Source organism: Cellulomonas avistercoris (assembly GCF_014836445.1).
In the GTDB taxonomy this organism is placed as follows: Bacteria; Actinomycetota; Actinomycetes; order Actinomycetales; family Cellulomonadaceae; genus Cellulomonas; species Cellulomonas avistercoris.
Genome location: NZ_JACSQV010000007.1, coordinates 54,046 through 75,537, shown reverse-complemented (window position 1 = coordinate 75,537; position 21,492 = coordinate 54,046). Strand labels below are relative to the sequence as shown.

At 75.1% G+C, this 21,492-nt stretch carries 21 protein-coding genes; 12 read left to right on the top strand and 9 right to left on the bottom strand.

What is annotated here, in order from left to right:
* The first annotated feature begins 162 nt into the window (after window positions 1-162).
* On the top strand, window positions 163-723 hold the full coding sequence (locus H9657_RS09590) for an NADPH-dependent FMN reductase (protein WP_191782770.1): 561 nt from the start codon (window positions 163-165) through the stop codon (window positions 721-723).
* Entirely contained in the window at window positions 720-1,262 is a 543-nt protein-coding gene (locus H9657_RS09585; protein ID WP_191782769.1) for a flavin reductase family protein, read from the top strand. The genes H9657_RS09590 and H9657_RS09585 overlap by 4 nt, the downstream gene beginning before the upstream one ends.
* Before the next feature lie 134 nt (window positions 1,263-1,396).
* On the opposite strand, the gene purL is transcribed toward H9657_RS09585, so the two are convergent.
* Entirely contained in the window at window positions 1,397-3,796 is a 2,400-nt protein-coding gene (purL, locus tag H9657_RS09580) for a phosphoribosylformylglycinamidine synthase subunit PurL (RefSeq protein ID WP_191782767.1), read from the bottom strand.
* A 347-nt stretch (window positions 3,797-4,143) separates the two neighbouring features.
* Here purL and H9657_RS09575 point away from each other — a divergent pair, with 347 nt between their 5' ends.
* A complete protein-coding gene (locus H9657_RS09575; protein WP_191782765.1) occupies window positions 4,144-4,950 on the top strand; it encodes a hypothetical protein in 807 nt (268 codons plus the stop codon).
* A 105-nt stretch (window positions 4,951-5,055) separates the two neighbouring features.
* Here the strand turns inward: H9657_RS09575 and H9657_RS19650 are convergent, their stop codons facing one another.
* Window positions 5,056-5,859, bottom strand: coding sequence for a DUF2599 domain-containing protein (locus H9657_RS19650; RefSeq protein ID WP_318241403.1), 804 nt, complete (start codon window positions 5,857-5,859; stop codon window positions 5,056-5,058).
* A 110-nt stretch (window positions 5,860-5,969) separates the two neighbouring features.
* Here H9657_RS19650 and H9657_RS09565 point away from each other — a divergent pair, with 110 nt between their 5' ends.
* The 4 genes from H9657_RS09565 (at window position 5,970) to H9657_RS09550 (ending at window position 8,237) form a co-directional block, all read left to right on the top strand.
* Window positions 5,970-6,143 carry a heme biosynthesis protein HemY gene (locus H9657_RS09565; protein ID WP_191782763.1) on the top strand — a complete coding sequence of 58 codons (174 nt, stop codon included), beginning with the start codon at window positions 5,970-5,972 and terminating at the stop codon, window positions 6,141-6,143.
* 86 nt (window positions 6,144-6,229) lie between these two features.
* On the top strand, window positions 6,230-7,051 hold the full coding sequence (locus H9657_RS09560; RefSeq protein WP_191782761.1) for an alpha/beta fold hydrolase: 822 nt from the start codon (window positions 6,230-6,232) through the stop codon (window positions 7,049-7,051).
* The gene (locus H9657_RS09555; protein ID WP_191782759.1) at window positions 7,048-7,494 is read left to right on the top strand and encodes a pyrimidine dimer DNA glycosylase/endonuclease V; all 447 of its coding nucleotides are present in this window, start codon (window positions 7,048-7,050) and stop codon (window positions 7,492-7,494) included. Before H9657_RS09560 ends, H9657_RS09555 begins: the two co-directional genes overlap by 4 nt.
* Before the next feature lie 86 nt (window positions 7,495-7,580).
* Window positions 7,581-8,237 carry an MBL fold metallo-hydrolase gene (locus H9657_RS09550; RefSeq protein ID WP_191782757.1) on the top strand — a complete coding sequence of 219 codons (657 nt, stop codon included), beginning with the start codon at window positions 7,581-7,583 and terminating at the stop codon, window positions 8,235-8,237.
* 26 nt (window positions 8,238-8,263) lie between these two features.
* Here the strand turns inward: H9657_RS09550 and H9657_RS09545 are convergent, their stop codons facing one another.
* Together H9657_RS09545 and H9657_RS09540 are read right to left on the bottom strand one after the other, a co-directional pair.
* Entirely contained in the window at window positions 8,264-8,695 is a 432-nt protein-coding gene (locus H9657_RS09545) for an MmcQ/YjbR family DNA-binding protein (RefSeq protein WP_191782755.1), read from the bottom strand.
* Window positions 8,696-8,758: 63 nt separating this feature from the next.
* Complete coding sequence (locus H9657_RS09540) at window positions 8,759-9,430, bottom strand: TetR/AcrR family transcriptional regulator C-terminal domain-containing protein (RefSeq protein WP_191782753.1); 672 nt, start codon at window positions 9,428-9,430, stop codon at window positions 8,759-8,761.
* Between the two features lie 69 nt (window positions 9,431-9,499).
* Between H9657_RS09540 and H9657_RS09535 the strand changes: the two genes are divergently transcribed.
* Window positions 9,500-10,177, top strand: coding sequence for a DUF4386 domain-containing protein (locus H9657_RS09535; protein WP_191782751.1), 678 nt, complete (start codon window positions 9,500-9,502; stop codon window positions 10,175-10,177).
* Here H9657_RS09535 and H9657_RS09530 read toward each other — a convergent pair.
* The 5 genes from H9657_RS09530 to H9657_RS09510 all read right to left on the bottom strand — a co-directional run bounded on the left by H9657_RS09530 (window position 10,074) and on the right by H9657_RS09510 (window position 16,755).
* Entirely contained in the window at window positions 10,074-11,879 is a 1,806-nt protein-coding gene (locus H9657_RS09530; RefSeq protein WP_404813151.1) for an RHS repeat-associated core domain-containing protein, read from the bottom strand. The two genes, H9657_RS09535 and H9657_RS09530, sit on opposite strands and share 104 nt — an antisense overlap.
* Before the next feature lie 170 nt (window positions 11,880-12,049).
* A complete protein-coding gene (locus H9657_RS09525; RefSeq protein ID WP_191782750.1) occupies window positions 12,050-12,574 on the bottom strand; it encodes a hypothetical protein in 525 nt (174 codons plus the stop codon).
* Entirely contained in the window at window positions 12,571-13,665 is a 1,095-nt protein-coding gene (locus tag H9657_RS09520) for a hypothetical protein (RefSeq protein WP_191782748.1), read from the bottom strand. The genes H9657_RS09525 and H9657_RS09520 overlap by 4 nt, the downstream gene beginning before the upstream one ends.
* A gap of 94 nt (window positions 13,666-13,759) precedes the next feature.
* Window positions 13,760-15,835 carry an acyl-CoA dehydrogenase family protein gene (locus H9657_RS09515; protein WP_191782746.1) on the bottom strand — a complete coding sequence of 692 codons (2,076 nt, stop codon included), beginning with the start codon at window positions 15,833-15,835 and terminating at the stop codon, window positions 13,760-13,762.
* Entirely contained in the window at window positions 15,832-16,755 is a 924-nt protein-coding gene (locus H9657_RS09510; protein ID WP_191782744.1) for a TetR/AcrR family transcriptional regulator, read from the bottom strand. Before H9657_RS09510 ends, H9657_RS09515 begins: the two co-directional genes overlap by 4 nt.
* A gap of 118 nt (window positions 16,756-16,873) precedes the next feature.
* Here H9657_RS09510 and H9657_RS09505 point away from each other — a divergent pair, with 118 nt between their 5' ends.
* The 4 genes from H9657_RS09505 (at window position 16,874) to H9657_RS09490 (ending at window position 21,487) form a co-directional block, all read left to right on the top strand.
* The gene (locus tag H9657_RS09505) at window positions 16,874-18,241 is read left to right on the top strand and encodes an acetyl-CoA C-acetyltransferase (RefSeq protein ID WP_191782742.1); all 1,368 of its coding nucleotides are present in this window, start codon (window positions 16,874-16,876) and stop codon (window positions 18,239-18,241) included.
* Between the two features lie 94 nt (window positions 18,242-18,335).
* Window positions 18,336-19,727, top strand: coding sequence for a 3-oxoacyl-ACP reductase (locus H9657_RS09500; RefSeq protein WP_191782740.1), 1,392 nt, complete (start codon window positions 18,336-18,338; stop codon window positions 19,725-19,727).
* Complete coding sequence (locus H9657_RS09495) at window positions 19,724-20,626, top strand: MaoC/PaaZ C-terminal domain-containing protein (RefSeq protein ID WP_191782738.1); 903 nt, start codon at window positions 19,724-19,726, stop codon at window positions 20,624-20,626. The genes H9657_RS09500 and H9657_RS09495 overlap by 4 nt, the downstream gene beginning before the upstream one ends.
* 255 nt (window positions 20,627-20,881) lie before the next feature.
* Window positions 20,882-21,487, top strand: coding sequence for a pentapeptide repeat-containing protein (locus tag H9657_RS09490; protein ID WP_191782736.1), 606 nt, complete (start codon window positions 20,882-20,884; stop codon window positions 21,485-21,487).
* Window positions 21,488-21,492: the final 5 nt, after the last annotated feature.

The window sequence follows — 21,492 nt, the reverse complement described above, 5'->3', positions numbered from 1 at the left end:
CCACCCTGCCCGGCGCCCGCCGATGTCCGGGCCCGCGTCACGTCCACGCCCCCGCCCGACCGGCGGCCGCGTGGCGTCCCGCGCGTCCCCGAGCCGTCCGCCGGACCGGTCCGGCACGCGCTCCCCCGCCCGACCGTCCGCACCCCGCACAGGAGAACCGCCATGACCCGACCCGACCCCGCCCGCGTCGTCGCCCTCGTGGGCAACCCGCGCGCCGGCTCGCGCACCCTGGGCGCCGCCGCGTCCCTCGCCGGGACGCTCGCCACCCACCTCGACGCGGCCGAGCCCGTCCTGGTCGACCTCGCGACGCTCGCACCCGCGCTGCACGTGCAGCCCCGGACCGCCGACCTCGACGCCGCGCTCGCGGCGGTCGCCGGTGCCGACCTGCTCGTCGTCGCGACGCCCGTCCACAAGGCGTCCTTCACCGGTCTGCTCAAGTCGTTCCTCGACCTGTACGGACCCGACGGCCTCGCCGGCGTGACGGCCGTGCCCCTGGTCGTCTCGGCCACGCCCGCGCACGCGCTGGTCGGCGAGGTGCACCTGCGGCCCGTCCTCGTGGAGCTCGGTGCGACCGTGCCCACGCGCGCGCTCAGCGTCGTGGACACCGACCTGCTGGACGTCGGCCCCGCGGTCGACCGCTGGTGGGTGCGTGCCGAACGCCCGCTGCGCCGCGCCGTCGGCTCGTCCGCGCACGCCGGCGACCTCGTGGAGGTGGCCCGATGAGCACGAGCACCCACGACCTGCACGCCCTGGAGCGCGCCCTGGCCGACCACGACGAGCCCGCCCTGTCCCCCGACGCGTACAAGCAGGTGTTCCGGCGTCACGCCGCGGGCGTCGCGGTCGTCGCCCTGCGCGACGAGGACCGGCTCGTCGGGTTCACCGCCACGTCCGTCATCTCGGTCTCGGCCGTCCCGCCGCTGCTGGCCTTCTCGCTCGCGTCCGGGTCCTCGTCGTGGCCCGCGCTGTCACGCGCGGCGACCCTCACGGTCTCGTTCCTCGCCGCCGGCCAGGAGGACGTCTCGACGCGCTTCGCGACCTCTGGCATCGACCGCTTCGCCGCGGGCGGCTGGACCGCGCTGCCGACCGGGGAGCCCGTGATCGACGGCGCGCAGGCCTGGGTGCGCGGCCGCATCGTGCAGCGCACCCCGGTCGGGGACAGCTACCTCGTCTCGGTCCGCGCGCTCGCGCACGGCGTGGCGGACGTCGACCCGCTGATCTACCGCGACCGCGTCTACCACCGCCTGGTCACCCCGACCCCCTGACGCGAGGGCTGGATCGCTCTCCCACGCGAGAGAGCGATCCAGCCAGCCCGCACTCCGCCGCGAGAGAGCAATCCAGCCCGCACTCCGGCGGCGAGAGAGCGATCCAGCCCCTCCCCCGCGGCCAGAGCGGGGCGTCAGCCGAACAGGCGCGGGAGCGTCGCCTCCCACACCTCGCGCGCCTCGGTCAGAGGCAGCGTGAACAGGCCGCGCACCTCGACCGCCGCGGCGTGCGTGTGGTCCTCGTCGTCAGCGGGCGTGCCGGCGCCGGGCGTGCACGTCTCGGCCGTCTCGCCCAGGCGCAGCGCCGGGACGCCGCGCGCGGTGCACAGGTCGTGCAGCCGGACCTCCTCCGAGCGCGGCACCGCGACGATCGCGCGGGCCTGCGACTCGGAGAACAGCGCCTCGAAGGGCGTCACGCCGTCGCGCTCGCACAGCGCGTCGAGGCTCACCTGCACGCCGACGCCGTACCGCAGGCTCGACTCGACGAGCGCGAGCGCGAGGCCGCCCTCGGACAGGTCGTGCGCGGCGTCGACGAGCTCGTCGCGCGCGGCGGCGATGAGCACCTGCGCGAGGCGGCGCTCGGCGTCGAGGTCGACACGCGGCGGCACACCGCCCAGGTGGTCGTGCGCGACGTCGGCCCACGCGGACCCGTCGAGCTCGGCGCGCGTCGTCCCCAGCAGGTAGACGGCCTGGCCGGGCGCGGTCCAGCCGGACGGCACGGCCTCGGCCACGTCGTCGAGCACGCCCAGGACGCCGACGACCGGTGTCGGGTGGATCGCGGAGTCGATCTGGCCGGGCTCGCCCGTGCCGTTGTACAGCGACACGTTGCCGCCGGTCACGGGCACCTCGAGCGTCTGGCACGCGTCGGCCAGACCTCGGATGGCCTCGACCAGCTGCCACATGGTGTCGGGGTGCTCGGGGCTGCCGAAGTTGAGGCAGTCCGTCACGGCCAGGGGCCGCGCGCCGACGGTGGCGACGTTGCGGTACGCCTCGGCGAGCGCGAGCTGCGCACCCGTGTAGGGGTCGAGCTTGGTGTAGCGGCCGTTCGCGTCGGTCGCGAGGGCCACGCCCAGGCCCGTCGTCTCGTCGACGCGCACGACGCCCGAGTCGTCCGGCTGCGCGAGCGCGGTGTTGCCCTGGACGAAGCGGTCGTACTGGTCGGTGACCCACGCGGGCGAGGCGAGGTTCGGCGAGGCCAGCAGCTGCAGCAGCGTGGCACGCAGGTCGTCGCCACCCGCGGGCCGCACGTAGCGTGCGGCGCCCTCGGGCGTGCTGACCGAGTCCGCGACCAGGGCGTCCTGCCAGGCGGGGCGCGCGTACGGGCGGTCGTACACCGGGCCGTCGTGCGCGACCGTCTTGGGGTCGACATCGACGATGCGCTGGCCGAAGTGGTCGATGGTCAGGCGCCCGGTGCCGGTGACCTCGCCGATGACGGCGGTCTCGACGTCCCACTTGCCCGTGATCGCGAGGAACTCGTCGAGCTTCTCGGGGGTGACGACGGCCATCATGCGCTCCTGCGACTCCGACATGAGGATCTCGCCGGCCGTCAGGGTGGGGTCGCGCAGCAGGACGTTCTCGAGGTCGACGTGCATGCCGCCGTCCCCGTTGGACGCGAGCTCGCTCGTGGCGCAGGAGATGCCCGCGGCACCCAGGTCCTGGATGCCCTCGACGACGCGCGCGGCGTACAGCTCGAGGCAGCACTCGATGAGCACCTTCTCCATGAACGGGTCGCCGACCTGCACGCTCGGGCGCTTCGACGGCTTGGTGTCGTCGAATGTCTCGGACGCGAGGATCGACGCCCCGCCGATGCCGTCGCCACCGGTGCGCGCACCGAACAGCACGACCTTGTTGCCGACGCCCGACGCGTTGGCCAGGTGGATGTCCTCGTGCCGCAGCACGCCCAGGCACAGCGCGTTGACCAGCGGGTTGCCCTGGTAGGAGGCGTCGAACACGAGCTCGCCGCCGATGTTCGGCAGCCCGAGCGAGTTGCCGTACCCGCCGACACCGGCGACGACGCCGTGCACGACGCGCGCGGTGTCGGGGTGCGCGGGATCGCCGAACCGCAGCTGGTCCATGACGGCCACCGGGCGCGCGCCCATCGAGATGATGTCGCGCACGATGCCGCCGACGCCCGTCGCGGCGCCCTGGTAGGGCTCGACGTACGACGGGTGGTTGTGCGACTCGACCTTGAAGGTCACGGCCCAGCCGTCACCGATGTCGACGACGCCCGCGTTCTCGCCGATGCCCACCAGCAGGTGCTCGCGCATCGCGGGCGTGGCCTTCTCCCCGAACTGGCGCAGGTGGGTCTTCGAGGACTTGTACGAGCAGTGCTCGGACCACATCACCGAGTACATCGCGAGCTCGGCGGCCGTGGGGCGGCGGTCGAGGATGTCGCGGATGCGCTGGTACTCGTCGGCCTTGAGGCCGAGCTCGGCATAGGGCTGGTCGAGGTCGGGCGTCTCCGCGGCGTGCTCGACGGTGTCGGACGTGTGCGGGGCGGACGGGACGTCGGGGCGCGCAGGTGCGGTGGTCATCGGTTCCCTCGATGGAGGCCGGGTCCTGAAGGGGGCGCTCGCCCGCGCAGGTTCCCGCGCCGCAGGTCGGCAGACGCCTCAGGGTACCGGCGCACGGGCATCACCCGGGGCGGGTGTCCACCACCCGTCCGACGGCGAGCCGCCCGGGTGAAATCGGGCGCGACGTCCCCTCGTCGGCCGCACGGACGGACCCCGGGAGGGGGACGGCACCGGACTCTCATGCCCTTCTCACCCGCTTCGTCCCTTCTGCCCGATAACCTCCGACCTGCCAGGTCAGCGGGGGTGGTGAAGGGCCCGACCCCGCTGGTCGGGCCCTTCACCACCCCTTCCCCGAATGTCGAGGTCAGATGTCCGCGCGCCGCACGTCCGTGCTCACCGCCGCCACCGCCGCGGTCCTCACCACGCTCACGCTCGTGGGTGCGGCGACGGCCGCGAGCGCCGGGTCGGACGCACCGACGCCGTACCTGGTCACGCGAGCCGGCGTCGAGCTGCCCGCGGGGGCGTCGTTCCCGGTGCACGGGCACGTCAACGTCGTCTTCACCTCGGCGCTCGGGACCGCGTCGCGCAACGTCCACATCGAGGGGCCGGGCACGCGGTTCGGCGACCTCGCCGGCACGTCGGCGCTCACGTGGGAGCGCGCCGGTCTGCCGCCGGACGCGTGCGTCACGTGGGTGCAGGTCGGTGGGTACGACGAGCACTTCGGCGAGGGCGGCCAGGCGCCGGTCTGCCGCACGGACACCCCCGCGCCGGTCGCGCCGCCGACGGGGCCGACGCCTGTCGACGCCCCGCCCGCGGCACCCGCGACGCCCGCGACGACGCCACCGCCCGCTCCCGCCGCGTCGCCCACGGCCGACGCGCAGGCCCCGGCTCCGGCGCCCCCCGCGGCGGAGCCTGCCGCCCCGGTCGCCGGCCCCGAGACCGCCGCCGCGCCCGCACCTGCCGCGGCACCCACCGCGACCGAGCGCGCCGAGGTGCTCGCGGCCGGCGCACCCACGCCGAGCCCGACGCCGACCGCGCTCGCCGCCACCGCCGAGCGCTCCGAGGTCCTCGCGGCGACGGGCGCCCGCACGGGTGCGCTGCTGGGCGGTGCGGTCCTGGCGCTGGCCCTGGGCAGCGCCCTCGTCGTGTGGCGCCGCCGCCGCGCCACCCCCTGACCACCCGCCGCCCGGTGGACGGCCGGGCGGAAGGGAGCGTGAAGCGTTGCTGCCGTACTCCGGCAGCAACGCTTCTCGCTTTCCGGGTGCGGACCGCCGACCGCGTCAGGCGTCGTCGTCGGTGGGGTTGCAGCGGGTCATGAGCAGGGTCGTCGTGCTCACCTCGGGGCGCCACGGCTCGAGGTTCCACGACGCCTTGTCGCGTGCGCCGAGCACATGGCACCAGAGCTGGGCCTGCATGGACGGGGATGCGGCCTCGGGCTCCGCGAGCGCGAGCTGGGACACGAGCGCCTGCTGCGCGGCGAGGCTCCCGCCGCGCACCCAGTCCGCCGGGACCACCAGGAGCGACCGTCCGCCGTCGGCGTCACCCCACGTGGCGGACGACACCGCCGCGGTCCCGACGACGAACGAGGCGGAGGTGCTCGCGGCCTCGAGCGCCAGCACGTCACCCTGCGAGCGCCAGGCTCCCGGTGCGCCGTCGTCGCCGACGGGCGCGGTGAGGGCCGCGACGACCGTGCCGGCCGCGTCCTGGAGCGTCACCGAGCCGTCGCTCTGGAGACCGGCCTGCCCTCCCTCCGGCGGCGCGATCCAGGCGAGGGTGCCGGCGCGGCCCGTCACGGTGGTGAGGGTCGTGCCGTCCGTCGCGTCCTGGACCTGCACGGTGCCGCCGTCGGCCGGGAGCAGCGCACCGGAGGCGCGGCCGGCGGGTGGGGCGTCGGCGAGCGGGGTCCCCGCGTCGCGCACCTGCCCGCTCGCGGGCACGGGGAGGGCGCTCGGCGTCTCCGCTCCGGGGCTCACGGGCGCCGCCGACGTCGGGGCCGGGGCGGGCGCGTCACCGGGGGGCGCGCAGCCGGCCGCGAGCACCACGAGGCCCGTCACGACCCCGCACCACGTCACCCGCCGGCCCACGGCGCGACGGTAGCCGCCCGAGAGGTCTCACGAGGACGCCTTCGGGCGACACCCATGGACATCACCCCGGCCAGGTGGGAGATTGCCCGCACCCGACGAAGGGACGCCCCATGCCCGGCACCGAACCCCGCGACCGGCCCCCGGTCGAGCCCGCCGTGGACTTCCGGCACCTTCCCGAGCCGATCGCGCTCGCCGACACCGTCCCCGGCCAGGACGTGAGCCCCGTCCCGGACCCTGACGGCGGCCGCGACCCGAACCACGAGTGGATGCTGCGCCACGGCTGAGACCGCACGACCGGCACGCTGCCGCCGCACCGCTCGCCGCGGTCGTCCCGCTCGCCGCCGCCCGACCCGCGTGGTGTGCTGCACGCGTGGACGGCTTCACGCGTAACGGCCTGCGGTTCGACGTGCGCGACGCCGGACCGGCGGCCGGACCGGCGGCGGTGCTGCTGCACGGGTTCCCGCAGGACGGGTCGGCGTACGACGCCGTGGTCCCGCTGCTGACGCAAGCGGGCGTGCGGGTGCTGGTCCCCGACCAGCGCGGGTACAGCCCGGGCGCCCGCCCGCCCGGTCGACGCGCGTACGCGGTGCCGGAGCTCGTCGACGACGTCGTCGCGCTCCTCGACGCCGCCGGTGTCGACGAGGCGCACGTGGTGGGGCACGACTGGGGTGGCGCCGTCGCCTGGGCCGTCGCCGCGCGCCGCCCGCGCCGTGTCGCGTCGCTCACCGTGCTGGGCACGCCGCACCCCGCGGCGATGCGCGCGGGTCTGCTGCGGGGGCAGGCCCTGCGCTCCTGGTACGTCGGCGCGTTCCAGGTGCCGGGGCTGCCCGAGCGCGCGCTGCTCGCGGACGGTGGCGCCCGCCTGCGCGACGCCCTGGTCCGCTCGGGCCTGGCGCCGCACCGCGCCGCGCAGTACGCCGCCCGCATGTCGGAGCCCGGCGCGCTCACGGCGGCCCTCGCCTGGTACCGCGCGCTGGGCGTCCCGCGCTCCGGCAGCACGGGACGCGTGCGCGTCCCGACGACGTACGTGTCGGCCCGTCGCGACCCGTTCTTCGCGCCCGCGTCGGTCGAGGCGACGGCGCACCACGTCGACGCGGCGTTCACGCGCGTCGACCTCGACGCCGACCACTGGCTGCCCGAGCACCGACCCGCCGACGTCGCCGCCGCGGTCCTCGGTCAGGTGCGTGCGTGAGGCTCTGGTCCCTGCACCCCTCGCTGCTCGACCGCCAGGGCCTGACGGCGTGCTGGCGTGAGGGGCTCCTCGCGCAGGCGGTGCTCGCGGGCCGGACTCGCGGCTACACGCAGCATCCCCAGCTCGTGCGGTTCCGCCGTCAGCCGGACCCGCTCGTGGCCGTCGCGGCGTACCTGCACGCCGTCGCGGACGAGGCCACCGCGCGCGGCTACCGGTTCGACACCACGCGCGTCGACGTCCCGGAGGGTGAGCGGACGCGCACCGCGCCCCAGGTTCCGGTGACCGACGGGCAGCTCGCCCTCGAGTGGCGGCACCTGCTGGACAAGCTCGCGGTCCGCTCCCCCGAGCGGTACGCGGTCGTCGAGCAGTCCGGCGGGCCGGTGCCGCACCCGCTGTTCGTCGTCGTGCCGGGTGGCGTCGAGGAGTGGGAGCGGGCCACCTGATCCTGGGGCCGACGTAGCGCCGGCGCCCGACGCACGGCACCCTCGGAGGGCGACACCCGCACCTCGACACCTGAAGGGCACTCTCGATGACGACCATGACCTTCCTCGGGCACTCGTGCGTCCGCCTCGACCGCGACGGGCAGTCCCTCGTGATCGACCCGGGGGGCTTCAGCGCACCCGACGCGCTCGACGGCGCGACGGGCGTGCTCGTCACGCACGAGCACGCCGACCACGTCGACCCGGGGGCGCTGCAGGCCGCCCTGGCGACCGTTCCGGGTCTGGAGGTGTGGGGGCCGGCGGCGGTGGTCGATCTCCTCACGGCGGCCGGCGTCGACGCGGCCAGGCTGCACGCCGTCGCCCCGGGGGACACGGCCGACGTCGTCGGGTTCTCGGTGACGGCGCTCGGCGGGCAGCACGCCGTCATCCACCCCGACATCCCGCGCATCCACAACCTCGCCTACCTGGTCGACGGGACCCTGCTGCACCCGGGCGACTCGTTCACCCCCGCCCCGGCCGACGCGACCGTCGAGGTGCTGCTGCTGCCCGCCGCCGCGCCGTGGCTGAAGATCTCCGAGGCCGTCGACTACGCCCGCTCGGTGGGTGCGAGCACGGTCGTGCCCATCCACACCGGGATCTACAACGACAACGGCATCGGGTTGGTCGACCGGGTCCTCGGCGGACTCGTCGGCGAGGGGTACCGGCGGCTGGCGCCCGGGGAGACGCTCGACGTCAGCGGCGGCTGAGCGGCGGGCGTCCTCGCCGGCAGGGGTCAGGACGGGGCAGCGTCACCCTGCTGCGCGCCGCGAGCCTCGTCGAGCGCACGCTGCGCCCGCTTCGGGGCACGGCGCCGCCACGCGGCCTCGAGCAGCTCGCCCGCGTGGCCCCAGTCCGGATCGCTCGCGGGGTCGACGAGCATCCCGACCCAGCCCTGCGCGCCGTCGTACGAGGGGACGAAGAAGCGCACCGGGTCCTCCGCGAGCAGCTCGCGCTGCTCCTCGCGGGTCGTCCCCACGCGCAGCGCGAGGCGACCGTCGTCGTGGTGGTCGACCGTGAGCCACGCGAACCGCCGGCCACCGAGGACGACGGCGGTGTGCCCGTGCTCGCTGGGCGGCAGCACCGTCACCTCGGGCAGCCCGGCGGCGAGCTCGACGAGACGCTCGCGTGCGTGGTCGGCGTCGGCCTCGGTCCACGACGTCCCCATGTGGCCGACGCTAGCGACCAGCGGGTGCCACGGCACGCGTTCCGGGCCGGCACCTCCGACGGGTCACGGTCCCTTCGACGACCACCCGTCGGTGTGCATCCGCTCGACACCGTCGAGCAGCAGGTCGAGCGCGAAGGCGAACTCCGCGTCGGCGTCGCAGCCGGCCCCGGCGTGGGACGCCGTCGTCGCCATGCGGATGATCGCCGGGTAGGTGGCGGCGAGGGCCGTCACGGCCTGCTCACGCTCCGCAGGGTCGGCGGGCAGCGTCGGCGTGGGGAGCACGTCGCGCGTGAGCCCCCACATGCGCGTGCTGAGCGCGTGCATCGCGTGGTGGACCAGGTCGACGGACAGGCCACCGCCGAGCATGACGTCGATGAGCGAGTCCATGTAGGACAGGACCGCCGGGCCGGCGCTCGTCCGCGTCTCGACGGCTGCCTGGGCCCACGGGTGCGTCGTCATGACGTCGCGTGCGGACAGGATGCGCGTGCGCAGCGCGAGCTTCCACGGCTGCCCGTGGGGGGCGGGCGCGATGTCGCGCACGATGTGCTCGACCATGCCGTCGACCAGCGCCTCGCGGTGCGCGACGTGCTTGTAGAGGGCCATCGGGGTCACGCCGAGGGCGTCGGCGAGCCGCCGCATCGACATCGCCTCGAGTCCGATCCCGTCGGCGAGCGTGACCGCGGCGTCGAGGAGACGCGTCCGGTCGAGCGACGGGCGAGCCGGGGCGGTTGACACGTATACAGCGTATACCTATGGTCGTCGGCGCGCCGGTATACGGCGTACACCTACGACGATCGGCGCCTCATGCCTCGCTCCGCACGCACCCACGAACGCGCAGCCGGCGCGCTGTACCTGTCGACCCACGCGACGTCCGTGCTCGCCGTGGTGGCCTACGACGCGGGAGCGCCCGCGATCGGCGTCCTGCTCGAGGTCGCGCTCGCCCTGGGCTGCCTCGCCACCGGCGTGCTGCTGCTCGCGCTCCTGCGGCACCATGGCCAGGCACGCGCCCTGACGTTCGCGCTGCTGCGCACGCTCGAGGCGGCGGTCATCACCGCCGGGACGCTGCCGATGCTCGCGCTGGCGTGGGGCGGGCCCGCGTCCGCCGGGCTCGGGGACACCCTCGTCGACCTGCACACCGCCGCGTTCCTCGTCGGTCAGGGCCTGGTCATCAGCGTCAACACCATCGTGCTGGGATGGCTGCTCGTCGACGCCGACGTCACCCCCCGCGCGCTCGGCGTGCTCGGCGTCGCGGCCGGCGTCGTCGTGCTCGGCAGCAACACGGCCCAGCTGCTCGGCCTCGTCCCGCAGGGTGGTGCCGTCGCGGGGATCTGCGCGGTGCCCGTCTTCGCGTTCGAGATCTGGTGGGCGGTGCTGCTGCTCACGCGCGGGCTGCGACCGCGAGGGCACGCGCTCCAAGGGGACGTCGTGACGGCACCCTCGCCCACCCACGCGGACGCCGCACCGACGAGCAGCCGCCCGTGACCTCGACCAGGCGCTTGCCCACACCGATCGCCTTGATCGCGACCTTCGCGGCCTTGAACATCTTTCCCCACGGCACCGCGTTCAACGCCGTGGAGATGCACGCCCCCACATCACCCTCACTGATGCACTTCCTCGCATCGGTGAACCCGATCAGGTCCAGCACCAACCCGACGATCTCGTCACCGATCTGCGCGACGAACGCCTCCGCCTCGGCCACCGCCTTCTTCGCCGCCGCCCGCTGCGTCACGTACGGATCGGTCGCCGTCGGCTGCGGCGCCCCGCTCAGGTGATGCGGGCGCGGCCCCCTCCCCGTGGGATCCGTCATCGCCGTGGGACGGTTCGACGCGTACGCGTACGACGACACCGCGGTCACCTGCCCCGAGCCCACCACCGGGTCCACCGAGTCGAACCGACCCGTCCCCGTGTCGTAGTTGCGCGCCCGCAGGTGGTACCGGCCCGACTGCGTGTCGTCGCGGTACCCCCCGGTGAACTGCATCGGGTTGCCCGGCGCGTCCTCGGCCAACTGCTGCCCACCGGCCTCCAGGTCGGTGCCGCGTGCTCCACCGAACGGGTCGTAGTCGTAGGACCACTGCGCCGCACCGCCCGCCGACACCACCGCCGACGTCCCGCCCAGCCAGTCCCGCACGTAGTGCGAGAACTGCTCCCCGCCCTCGGCCAGACCCAGCGGAGAGCCGTCCGGCGCGTACAGGAACGAGGTCGTGCCCTCCCCGTCCGTGCCGGTCCGCGTCTCCGTCGCGATCGTCGGCAGCCCGCCGTTGACGTCCCACGCCCACGCCGTCGACCCGGTCGCCCCGGCCTCGTCCGTGCTCGTGGACGACAACCGCATCCCCGCCGCGTCGTACGCGTACGTCGTGGACACGCCGTCCGACGTCGCCGAGGCGAGCGTGCGGTCCAGGTGGTACTCGTACGTCTCCTCACCGTCGGACGTCAGATTGCCCTCGGCGTCGTAGGTGAGCTCCCGCGTCCCGGCCTCCACGTCCGGGATGCCGGTGAGAGTCCCGGAGACGGTCGTCTGCTCGCGGGTGAGCTGGTCGCCCGCGTCGTAGGTCGCCGTCGTCGTGGCCTTGCCGGTCGCCGTGGTGACCGCGTGCGACGTGCGGTTGCCGACCAGGTCGTAGCCGTAGTCGTACCGCTCGGCGGCCGGCGCCCCCGGTGCGCAGCTCTGGGCGCCGTAGCAGGCGGACGTCAGGCGGTGCGCCTTGTGGTACGCGTACGACGTCGCCTCGACGACCTCCGGTCCGCCGGCGTTGCGGGTCTGCGTGATGAGCGTCGGGTTGCCGACGGCGTCGCGCACCACGTCGTGCGCCGAGACGACCTCGCCCCCTGCGCGGGTCGTCGCGACACGTGTCATGCGCCCGGCCGCGTCGTACTGGCGCGCCTCCGTCAGGCCGGTCGACTCCGGGAACGTGATGGACGTGAGCTGGTCCGCCACGTCCCAGCCGAAGCCGTACGTCGCCGAGTGACCCGCACCCGCCGCCGTGAGCGACGTCAGCCGGTCCGCGACGTCGTACGACGCCGTGACCTTGGTGCCGTCCGGGTACGTGCGCTCGGTGAGGTTGTCCTGGTCGTCATACCCGTAGGTGAACTTCTCGACCGCGCCGCCGACGTCGGTGCGCGTCACCTCGGCCAGACGCCCGGTCGTGTCGAACCTGTGCTCCCGCACGCCGCGCGGGTCGGCCATCGAGACGAGGCGGTTCTTCGCGTCGTACCCGAACGTGAAGAGCTCACCCTCGGTGCCGAGCTTGCGGCTCAGGGTGAGAGCATTCTCATCGCTCTCGGGTGCACACAGGCCACTCCCGGGGGACCCTCAGCCACCCTTCGACGGGTGTCCAGCGGCCCCGCCGCGCGCGCTCAGCGCTCGGGCATCGTGTACAGCGCCACCCGCACGGTCGCCGGCTCCCCGTCGAACAGGACGCGGATCTGCTGGCGCATGTCGCTGGGCCGGCTCGCCTCGCACGCCCACGCGTCCTGCGGGACGGCGTCGAGTCCGTAGGCCGCGAGCTCGTCCGCCGTCAGGCTCAGCGAGACGCGCGGCGCACCGATGCCCGCGTCGACGCACATCGCCTCGACCTCGTCGGCGGGCGCGGAGAAGGTGACCAGCCAGGCGTCCGTCATGGTGTCGTCCGTCCGCGGCTCGGCCTGCGCGTCCGCGGCCCCCGCCGGGAGCGCGAGCCCGTACGACGTGAGGACGCTCGCGGGGTCGTCCGCCCCCGCCGACGTCGCGTCCGCCGAGGGAGCGGCCGCCGTCGTCGTGGCAGCGGGCGGCGTGCGCTCGTCGCCCGTCCCGCACCCGGCCGCCAGGAGCACAGCCGCCAGGGTGACCCCCGTCGTGACCGCCCGCGCCGTGCCGCGACCTCGGGTCGTCGTGCTGCTCATCGTGTGCCCTTCCTGGAGGTGACGGCGGACTCGCCGGTCGCGGTGAACTCCTGCGCCACACCTGCACGGTGCAGCTCGGCGAGCTGCTCGTCGGTGACGTCGAGCGGCCCGATGGTGACGCCCTTGCCGCCGTCCCAGTTGTACCGGTCGCGCAGCACCAAGGACGTCGTCGTCTCGTAGGTCCACGCGGGTTCGGTCGCGGTCGGGGGGTAGACCGTGACCTCACCGACCGCCGACCACTGGATGCCACCCATGGCGTAGTACCAGTCGTTGCTGAGGTGGGAACCGATGTAGAACCCGCTCCACGGCGTGCTCAGCGGGTAGGTGACGGGCTCGGTGAACCCGGCCTCCTGTGCCTGCAGCAGGGCGGTGACACCCATCTCGTCCTGCAGACCCTGGTACTCCGTGGCGAGCGCGGGGACGTCCGCGAGCAGGGCGTCGACGTCCTGCTCGAGCGGCTCACCGCTGTTGCCGAGGAAGTGCAGGAGGTTGCGGGACGCGTGCGGCCAGGCGCCCGAGAGGGTGTTCGCGCCCGCCTCCGCGGCGAACTTCGTCGCCTCGTCGTCCACGCCGGAGCCCTCCGACGCGTAGGCGCCCGCGCCCGGGTCGACGGGCTCCCAGGTCGGCGGCTCCGCGAGGCTCACGCTCTCGCCGAGGAACGCGATCCCGAGCCCGAGGGTCTCGTTCGGGTTCGCCGTGCCCGGCGGCGGGCCCGGCACCGGGTCCGCGCCGCGCCGGTCGTCACGTCGACTCCCCCGTGCGTCGCGCGCCGTGTCGCGGCGGCCGGCGTCCGACCCCACGACCTTGCCCTGCGTCGGGCCGGCCGCCTCGCCGCCCGTGCCGGGGTCGGCGGGCGCCGCGGCAGGGACGGGAGCGCCGTCGTCACCGGGTCCCCCGGACCCCGGCTCGCCCGCCGTGCCGCACCCGGTGCCGCCACCGACCGAGCAGAACGCCCGCTCGATCCCGGCCGTGACGGCCGACGCCACCCCGCCGGCCGCCGCGACCACCAGCCCCACGACGACCACGGCCAGGACCACGACGCCGAGGTACTCGACGGAGCCCGCGCCCCGGTCCCGTCGCGCGGCCCGCACCCGGGCATCTGGCTGCGAGGGAGGTCGGGGGGGCACAAGCGGACAAACTACCTGCCGGCGGCGGGGTCGCCGGACCACCGCCGCCGGCGCGAGGTCAGCGGGTGACGTGCTTCTCGGGGATCGGCGCGTCGCCCGACGCGCGCTGCGCGCGGTAGTACGCGCGTGCCTCGTCCTGGCGCTGCTGCTCCTGGCCCGACGCGATCGGCGCGCGCAGGTGCTCGGGGCCGTACCCGAACGCGTCGACGAGGTCCTGCGCGTGCGGCCGCAGCCGCACCAGCAGGCGCTCGATGTACGACGTCACGGCGCGCGCGCGGCCCGCCGACAGCCGCCCGTTGACCAGGTACCAGGCGAGGTTGCGCTCGATGAGCGTCAGGCCGAACAGGTCGCGCACCCACGTCAGGACCTGCCGGGTCCCGGCGTCCTCGACGCGCTCGACGGCCCGCGTGAACGCCTCCCACTGCACGCGCTCGGCGTGCGCGCGCGCGGCCTCGATGAGGTCGTGCTGGTGGGCGTTGAACAGGTCCGCGGCCCTCTCGGGGCTCATCTTGCGGGCCGGCGCGAGCGCCTGGGCGGCGTGCGCGACCATCGTCTCGACGCGGTCGGTCAGCAGCTCGCGCTGCGTGTCGGTGTCGCGCAGCTGCCCGACGGACCGCCGTGCGTCACCCCGGTCGCCGAGCGTCTGGACGGCACGCACCAGGGGCGTGCGGTGCAGCGCGGCGTCGGTCACCCGGTCGACGACGAACCGCGCGAGGTCGCTGCGGTCGCTCTGCACGGCGGCCAGCGACTTGGCGTAGTCCCCCAGCAGGCGCTTGGCGACCAGCTGGTAGAGCACGGTGTTGTCACCCTCGAACGTCGCGTAGACGTCGAGGTCCGCGTGCAGGCCCGTCAGCCTGTTCTCGGCCATGTACCCCGCGCCGCCGCACGCCTCGCGGCACTCCTGCAGGGTGCGCAGCGCGTTCCACGTCGACGTGGGCTTGAGCGCGGCCGCGAGCGTCTCGAGGTCCTCCCGCTGCTCGGGGGTGTCGCCGCGACCGGAGAAGACCTCGTCGAACGCGGCGAGCAGCTCCTCGTGCGCGAACGCCGTCGCGTACGCGTCGGCGACCAGCGGCAGCAGGCGACGCTGGTGCTGGCCGTAGTCCAGCAGGACGACCTCGTCACCGGCCCCGCCGGCGAACTGGCGGCGCTGGTTCGCGTAGGTGACCGCGATGGCCAGCGCGATCTTGCTGGCGTTGGCCGCCGCGCCGTCGAGCGAGACGCGGCCCTGCACGAGCGTGCCGAGCATGGTGAAGAACCGGCGGCCGGGGCTCTTGATAGGCGAGGAGTACGTGCCGTCGGGCGCGACGTCGCCGTACCGGTTGAGCAGGTTGGTGCGCGGCACGCGGACCCCGGTGAAGTGCAGGCGGCCGTTGTCGATGCCATTGAGACCACCCTTGACGCCGTCGTCCTCGCCGCCGACGCCGGGCAGGAACTCGAGCGTCTGCGGGTCGCGGATCGGGACGTAGAAGGCGTGGACGCCGTGGTTGACCCGCGGGCCGCCGGGCGCCGCCGTGACGAGCTGCGCGAAGACCACGGCAGCGGTGCCGTGCACGGCCGCGTTGCCCAGGTAGTCCTTCCACGCGGCGCGGAACGGCGTGTGGATGACGAACTCCTGCGCCTGCGCGTCGTACTCGGCGGTCGTGCCGATCGACGCGACGTCCGACCCGTGGCCCGCCTCGGTCATCGCGAAGGCGCCGGGCACCTGCAGGTGCATGGCGTCGGACAGGAACGTGTCGTGGTGGTGCGCCGTGCCCAGGTGCAGGATCGCCGAGGCGAAGAGCCCCCACTGCACCCCCGCCTTGATCTGCAGCGACGGGTCGCCGGCGACGAGCTCCTCGAAGCGCGCGAGCGAGCCGCCGTGGTCGTCGGCGCCGCCCAGACGGGCGGGGAAGGACCGCAGCACGTCGTGCTCGGCCTCCAGCCGCCGCAGCTGCGTGAGCACGCGCTCGCGGTGCTCGGCGACCGACAGGCCCTCGATCTTCTGGAAGTCGGGGTCGGCCACGATCGCGCGCGACTGGCGCCGCAGCTGCGCGTACGTGCCCAGCAGGAGCTCCTCGAGCGCGGCCACGTCGACCCGCGGGGGCACCGCGGCGGCCGTCGTGCCGGTGGTCGGGCGTTCGGTCGTCGCGGTCATCGCTGCTCCCTGGGGGTGGGGGCGGCGCCGTCGCCGCCCGTGGGCTGCTGGTCCGCCGGGTGGGCGGGGGTGGTCTGCGGGGGACGCGGGTGCTCGCGCGCGAGCAGGCCGACGGGGCCGGCCCACAGCCAGGCCGCGACCTGCGCGGTGAGCGCCTCGCGGTCGGGCGTGCCGGGCTCACCGCGGTGGGCCAGCCACCACTCGCCGGCGCCGCGCACGAAGCCGACGGCCCCGGCCGCCCACGACTCGGCGAGCGCGACCGTCGCGGGGTCGGGGCCGGCGTCGGGCGTCGGGGCGTCGGGCGCGCCGTCGTCGGCCCCCGGGCGGCGAACCACGCGGGCGGCGTCCCGGTCCTCGGTCAGGCCGCGCGCGAAGGGCGCCGCGACCAGGGCCGTGACGGAGTCGAGGAAGTGGCCGAGCGGGCCGCCGGACTCCACGGACCCGTCGCGCGTCACGAACGCGTAGACGTGCGGCGACGACTCGATCATCTCGAGGTAGACGGCGACCATCGCTCGCAGGCCGTCGCGGGGTGTGGGCGCGACGAGCAGGACGCCCTCGAGGGCGCCCCTGATCTGCAGGACGACCGCCTCGGCGACCGCGATCTGCAGGCCCGTCTTGTCGCTGAAGTAGCGGTAGACGATCGACTTGGAGGTCCCGGCGGCGGCGGCGATCTCCTCCATCGAGACGTCCGGCCCGCGGTGGTGGACGGTGCGTCGTGCGACGCGCACGAGCTCGGCGCGTCGCGCCTCGCGGTGGTCGGCCCAGCGCGTCGAGCGGCCGTCGGGCGGCGTGTCGTCGTCCGACGCGGCGGGCCGGGGGCCCGCAGGCACGAGGCCGGGGACCACGCGCGGGTCGGGCGCGTCGTCGCGTGCGCGGTGCGGAGAGGTCGTCGTCGACGCTCCCGGAGTGACGGGGCTCACGCAACCGAAGGTATCAGGTACTGTGGGTTGCGGACATCATTCCGGGACGTTCGTCCCTCTCCGGAGGGCACGGGGTCCGCTAGCCCGTCATCGACGTCGATGCGAGAGGGAGCGCCACATGGCCGCCCGCACCCCCAGCACCTCCCCGTCCACCGCACCGAGCACGCCGCCCGACGCCCCGCGCCGCGCGTACGTCCTCGGCGGCAACCGGATCCCGTTCGCCCGCGCCGGCGGCACGTACGCGCAGGCGAGCAACCAGGACATGCTCACGGCCGCCCTCGACGGGCTGGTCGCGCGCTTCGGCCTGCAGGGCGAGTCGATCGGCGAGGTCGCCGCCGGCGCCGTGCTCAAGCACAGCCGCGACTTCAACCTCACGCGCGAGGCCGTGCTCGGCTCGGCGCTCGCCGCCACGACGCCCGCGTACGACGTGCAGCAGGCCTGCGCGACCGGCCTGGAGACCGTCGTCTCGCTGTCCAACAAGATCCGCCTCGGCCAGCTCGAGTCCGCGATCGCCGGCGGCGTCGACACGACGTCCGACGCCCCCATCGCGGTCAGCGACCGGCTGCGTCGCGTGCTGCTCGACCTGTCGCACGCCAAGACCCCGCAGCAGCGGCTCCAGGCCATCGCGCGCCTGCGCCCCAAGGACCTCGCGCCGGCCACGCCGCGCACGTCCGAGCCGCGCACGCACCTGTCGATGGGCGAGCACCAGGCGCTGACCACCGCGCAGTGGCACATCACGCGCGAGGCGCAGGACGAGGTCGCGCTGCGCAGCCACCAGCGCCTCGCCACCGCGTACGACGCCGGGTTCTTCGACGACCTCGTCACGCCGTACCGCGGCCTGACGCGCGACGCGAACCTGCGCGCGGACACGTCGCTGGAGAAGCTCGCGAAGCTCAGGCCGACGTTCGGCCTGGGCCTGGACGCCCCCGCCACGATGACGGCCGGCAACTCCACACCGCTGACCGACGGTGCGTCGACCGTGCTGCTCGGCTCGGCCGAGTGGGCCGCCGCGCACGACCTCACGCCGCTCGCGGCGGTCGTCGACGCCGAGGCCGGCGCCGTCGACTTCGTGCACGGCGTCGACGGGCTGCTCATGGCGCCGGTCTTCGCGGTCCCGCGCCTGCTCGCCCGGCACGGCCTGAGCCTGGCCGACCTCGACTACGTCGAGATCCACGAGGCGTTCGCCTCCACGGTGCTGACGACGCTCGCCGCCTGGGAGTCCGAGGACTTCGGCCGCGAGCGCCTGGGCCTGGACGGCGCGTTCGGCACCGTCGAGACGGACCGGCTGAACGTGCACGGGTCGTCGCTGGCGGCCGGGCACCCCTTCGCCGCGACGGGCGGACGCATCGTCGCGACCATCGCCAAGGAGCTGCACGCGCGCCGCGCGGCCCAGGTCGCCGCCGGCAACGACGCGCCCGTGCGCGCCCTGGTCTCGATCTGCGCCGCCGGTGGCCTCGGCCTGACGGCCCTCCTCGAAGCCGCCTGACCCACCCCCCCTCGTCCGCGAGAGAGCAATCCCGTCACCCACCGTTCCCCGGTGGGAGAGCAGCCCAGCACCGCCCGACGACGCAGGAGTCGCGATGACCGACCGTTACCTCGAGCTCGTCAACAGCGGGCTCACCCAGAAGCTCGCGAAGCAGCTCGGCCTGCCCCGGCCCGCGGTGCTGCGCCGCCACCGCCCGGGGCAGCCGCTGCTCGACGGGCCCGCGCTCGTGCTGGGCTCGGGGCCCGACGCCGACGCGCTCGCCTCGCTGCTGTCGTCGCCCGCGGGCGGCGCCACGCCGACGGGCGACGCACCGGCCGTCCTCGACGGCTGGGACCTCGAGGTGCACCGGCACGCGTCGCCCGAGGTGCGGTACGCCGCGGTGGTCCTCGTCCTGACGGACGTCGAGCACCCCGACGACCTGACGGCGCCCGTGCTCGCGGCCGCGTCGACCCTCAAGGGGCTGCGTCGCGGCGCCCGCGTCGTCACGGTCTCGCGCCCCGCGCTCGACTCCGACGCACCGGCCGTCGCCGCGGCCCGGCAGGGCGTCGACGGCTTCCTGCGGTCGCTCGCCAAGGAGCTGCGCAACGGTGCGACGGGCAACGGCGTCGTCGTCGCGCAGGGCGTGCCCGTCACGGCGCCGAGCGTCGTCGCGGCGCTGCGGTTCTTCCTCTCGGCGCGCTCGGCGTTCGTCGACGGCCAGCTGCTCGAGGTCGACTCCGACGCGGGCGAGCTGCCGACGGACTGGGACAAGCCGCTGGCCGGCAAGGTCGCTGTCGTCACCGGTGCGGCGCGCGGCATCGGGGCCTCGATCGCCGACGTGCTCGCGCGCGACGGCGCCACGGTCGTGGCCGTCGACGTGCCCGCCGCCGGCGAGCAGCTCGCGCAGGTCGCCAACCGCGTGCGCGGCACCGCCCTGCAGCTCGACGTCACGGCGCCCGACGCGGGCGAGCGCATCCTCGAGCACGCGCGGACGCGCCACGGCCGGCTCGACATCGTCGTCCACAACGCGGGGATCACGCGCGACAAGCTGCTCGCCAACATGAGCGACGACAAGTGGGCGTCGGTGCTGGCCGTCAACATCGCGTCGCAGCTGCGCATCAACGAGGCCCTGCTGACGTCCGGGGACTTCGTCGACGCGCCGCGCATCGTGTCGCTCGCGTCGACCTCCGGCATCGCGGGCAACCGCGGCCAGACCAACTACGCGGCGTCCAAGGGCGGGGTCATCGGCATGGTGCGGGCGACCGCTCCGCTGCTCGTGCCGTTCGGCGGCACCGCGAACGCGGTCGCGCCGGGCTTCATCGAGACGGAGATGACCGCACGCATCCCGGCCGTCACGCGTCAGGTCGCGCGCCGGCTCAACTCGCTGCAGCAGGGTGGTCTGCCCGTGGACGTCGCCGAGGCGATCGCGTTCCTCGCGTCGCCCGCCGCCGGCGGCGTCGTCGGACGCACGCTGCGCGTGTGCGGCCAGAACATGGTGGGCCGGTGACCTCGCCGGCCACGCAGGTCGTCCTGCCGCGGGTCCCGTCGCTCGGCGGGCTGTACGGACGCGGGCTCGTCGCGTCCGCCCGGCTCGGCGTCACCGGCGGGGCGCGGTCCGCGGCGCGCGCGCTGCCGGACGTCACGTACGTCGTCGACGACGTCCGCGCGCAGGCCGACCACCTGACCGCCTACCAGCACCTGCTGCACGAGGCCGCGACGGACGCGCTGCCCGCCGGCTACGTGCACGTGCTCGCGTTCCCGGTGGCGATGGCGCTCATGGTGCGGCCGGACTTCCCGCTGCCGCTGCTGGGCATGGTGCACGTCGCCAACCGCGTCGAGCAGCACCGGGCCCTGACGCTGGGCGACCGGCTGGCGGTCCGCGCGTGGGCGCAGGACCTGCGTCCCCACCGCGCCGGCACGCAGGTCGACCTCGTCACCGAGGTCGCGTCGGGCGGGGACCTCGCGTGGCGGGGCGTCTCGACGTACCTCGCGAAGGGCGTGCGCCTGCCTGACGCGCGCGACGAGGCCCGCGACGACGCCGCGCGGCAGGCCTTCACGCCGCCGGTGCGCACGGGCCGGTGGGAGCTGCCCGCGGACGTGGGCCGGCGCTACGCGGCCGTCTCGGGCGACCGCAACCCCATCCACCTGTCGCCGCTCACGGCACGGGCGCTCGGGTTCCCGCGCGCGATCGCGCACGGCATGTACACGGCGTCGCGCGCGCTCGCCGACGTGGGCGCCGCGCGCGGCGACGCCTTCACGTGGTCGGTCGAGTTCGCGGCCCCCGTGCTGCTGCCCGCGACGCCCGACGTCCGCGTCGCCCCGGCCGACGACGGCCACGAGTTCGCGGTCTGGCACCCCCGCACGGGCCGCCTCCACCTCACGGGCAAGGTCACCCCCCACCCCTGAGACCCGCCCCCTCTCCCCCACCCCCTCTTGTGGGCGCGCAGAGAGCCCAGGACTCACCCTTGCGGGCGTGAGAGAGCAATCCAGTCCGCCCCACGATCGAGCTGGATTGCTCTCTCGCGCCGACAAGGGGGCGGGGCGGGGGAGCTGGATTGCTCTCTCGCGCCGACAAGGGGGCGGGGCGGGGGAGCTGGATTGCTCTCTCGCGGGGGGAAGGGGTGGGTGCGGGCTGTCGGCGCCGGGTGGGAGGCTCGGGGGATGCTGAGCGGTGACGCCTACGACCTCGAGCCCGACGCCGACCTCGACGCCATGCGGTTCGCGGGGCTCGACCTGAGCGGTCGGGACGCGTCGCGCGCACGCATCCTGGAGTGCGAGGTGGACGACTGCGACCTCGACGGGACGGTGCTCGACGGCGCGCGCGTCCTCGACACGTCGTGGACCGCGGTGCGCGCGGGCGCCCTGCGGGCACCGTCGTCGACGTGGCGCGACGCGACGCTCACCGACCTGCGCGTCGGCGCGTTCACCGCGTTCGCCTCGACGTGGACGCGCGTGACCGTGACCGGCGGCAAGATCGACTACCTCGACCTGCGGGAGTCGACGGTCGAGGAGCTGCGGCTGGAGGGCGTCACGCTGGGTGACCTCGACCTGAGCCACGCGCGCGTCAAGCGCCTCGTCGTCGTCGACTGCGACGTGCGCCGCCTCGACACGACGCAGGCCCGCCTCACCGACTGCGACCTGCGCGGCGCGCGGCTGCGCGTCCTCGAGGGCGTCGGAGGGCTGGGCGGCGCGAAGGTCACGCGCGACCAGCTGCTGGACCTGGCACCGCTGCTCGCCGCCCACGTCGGGCTGGTCGTCGACGACTGACGCGC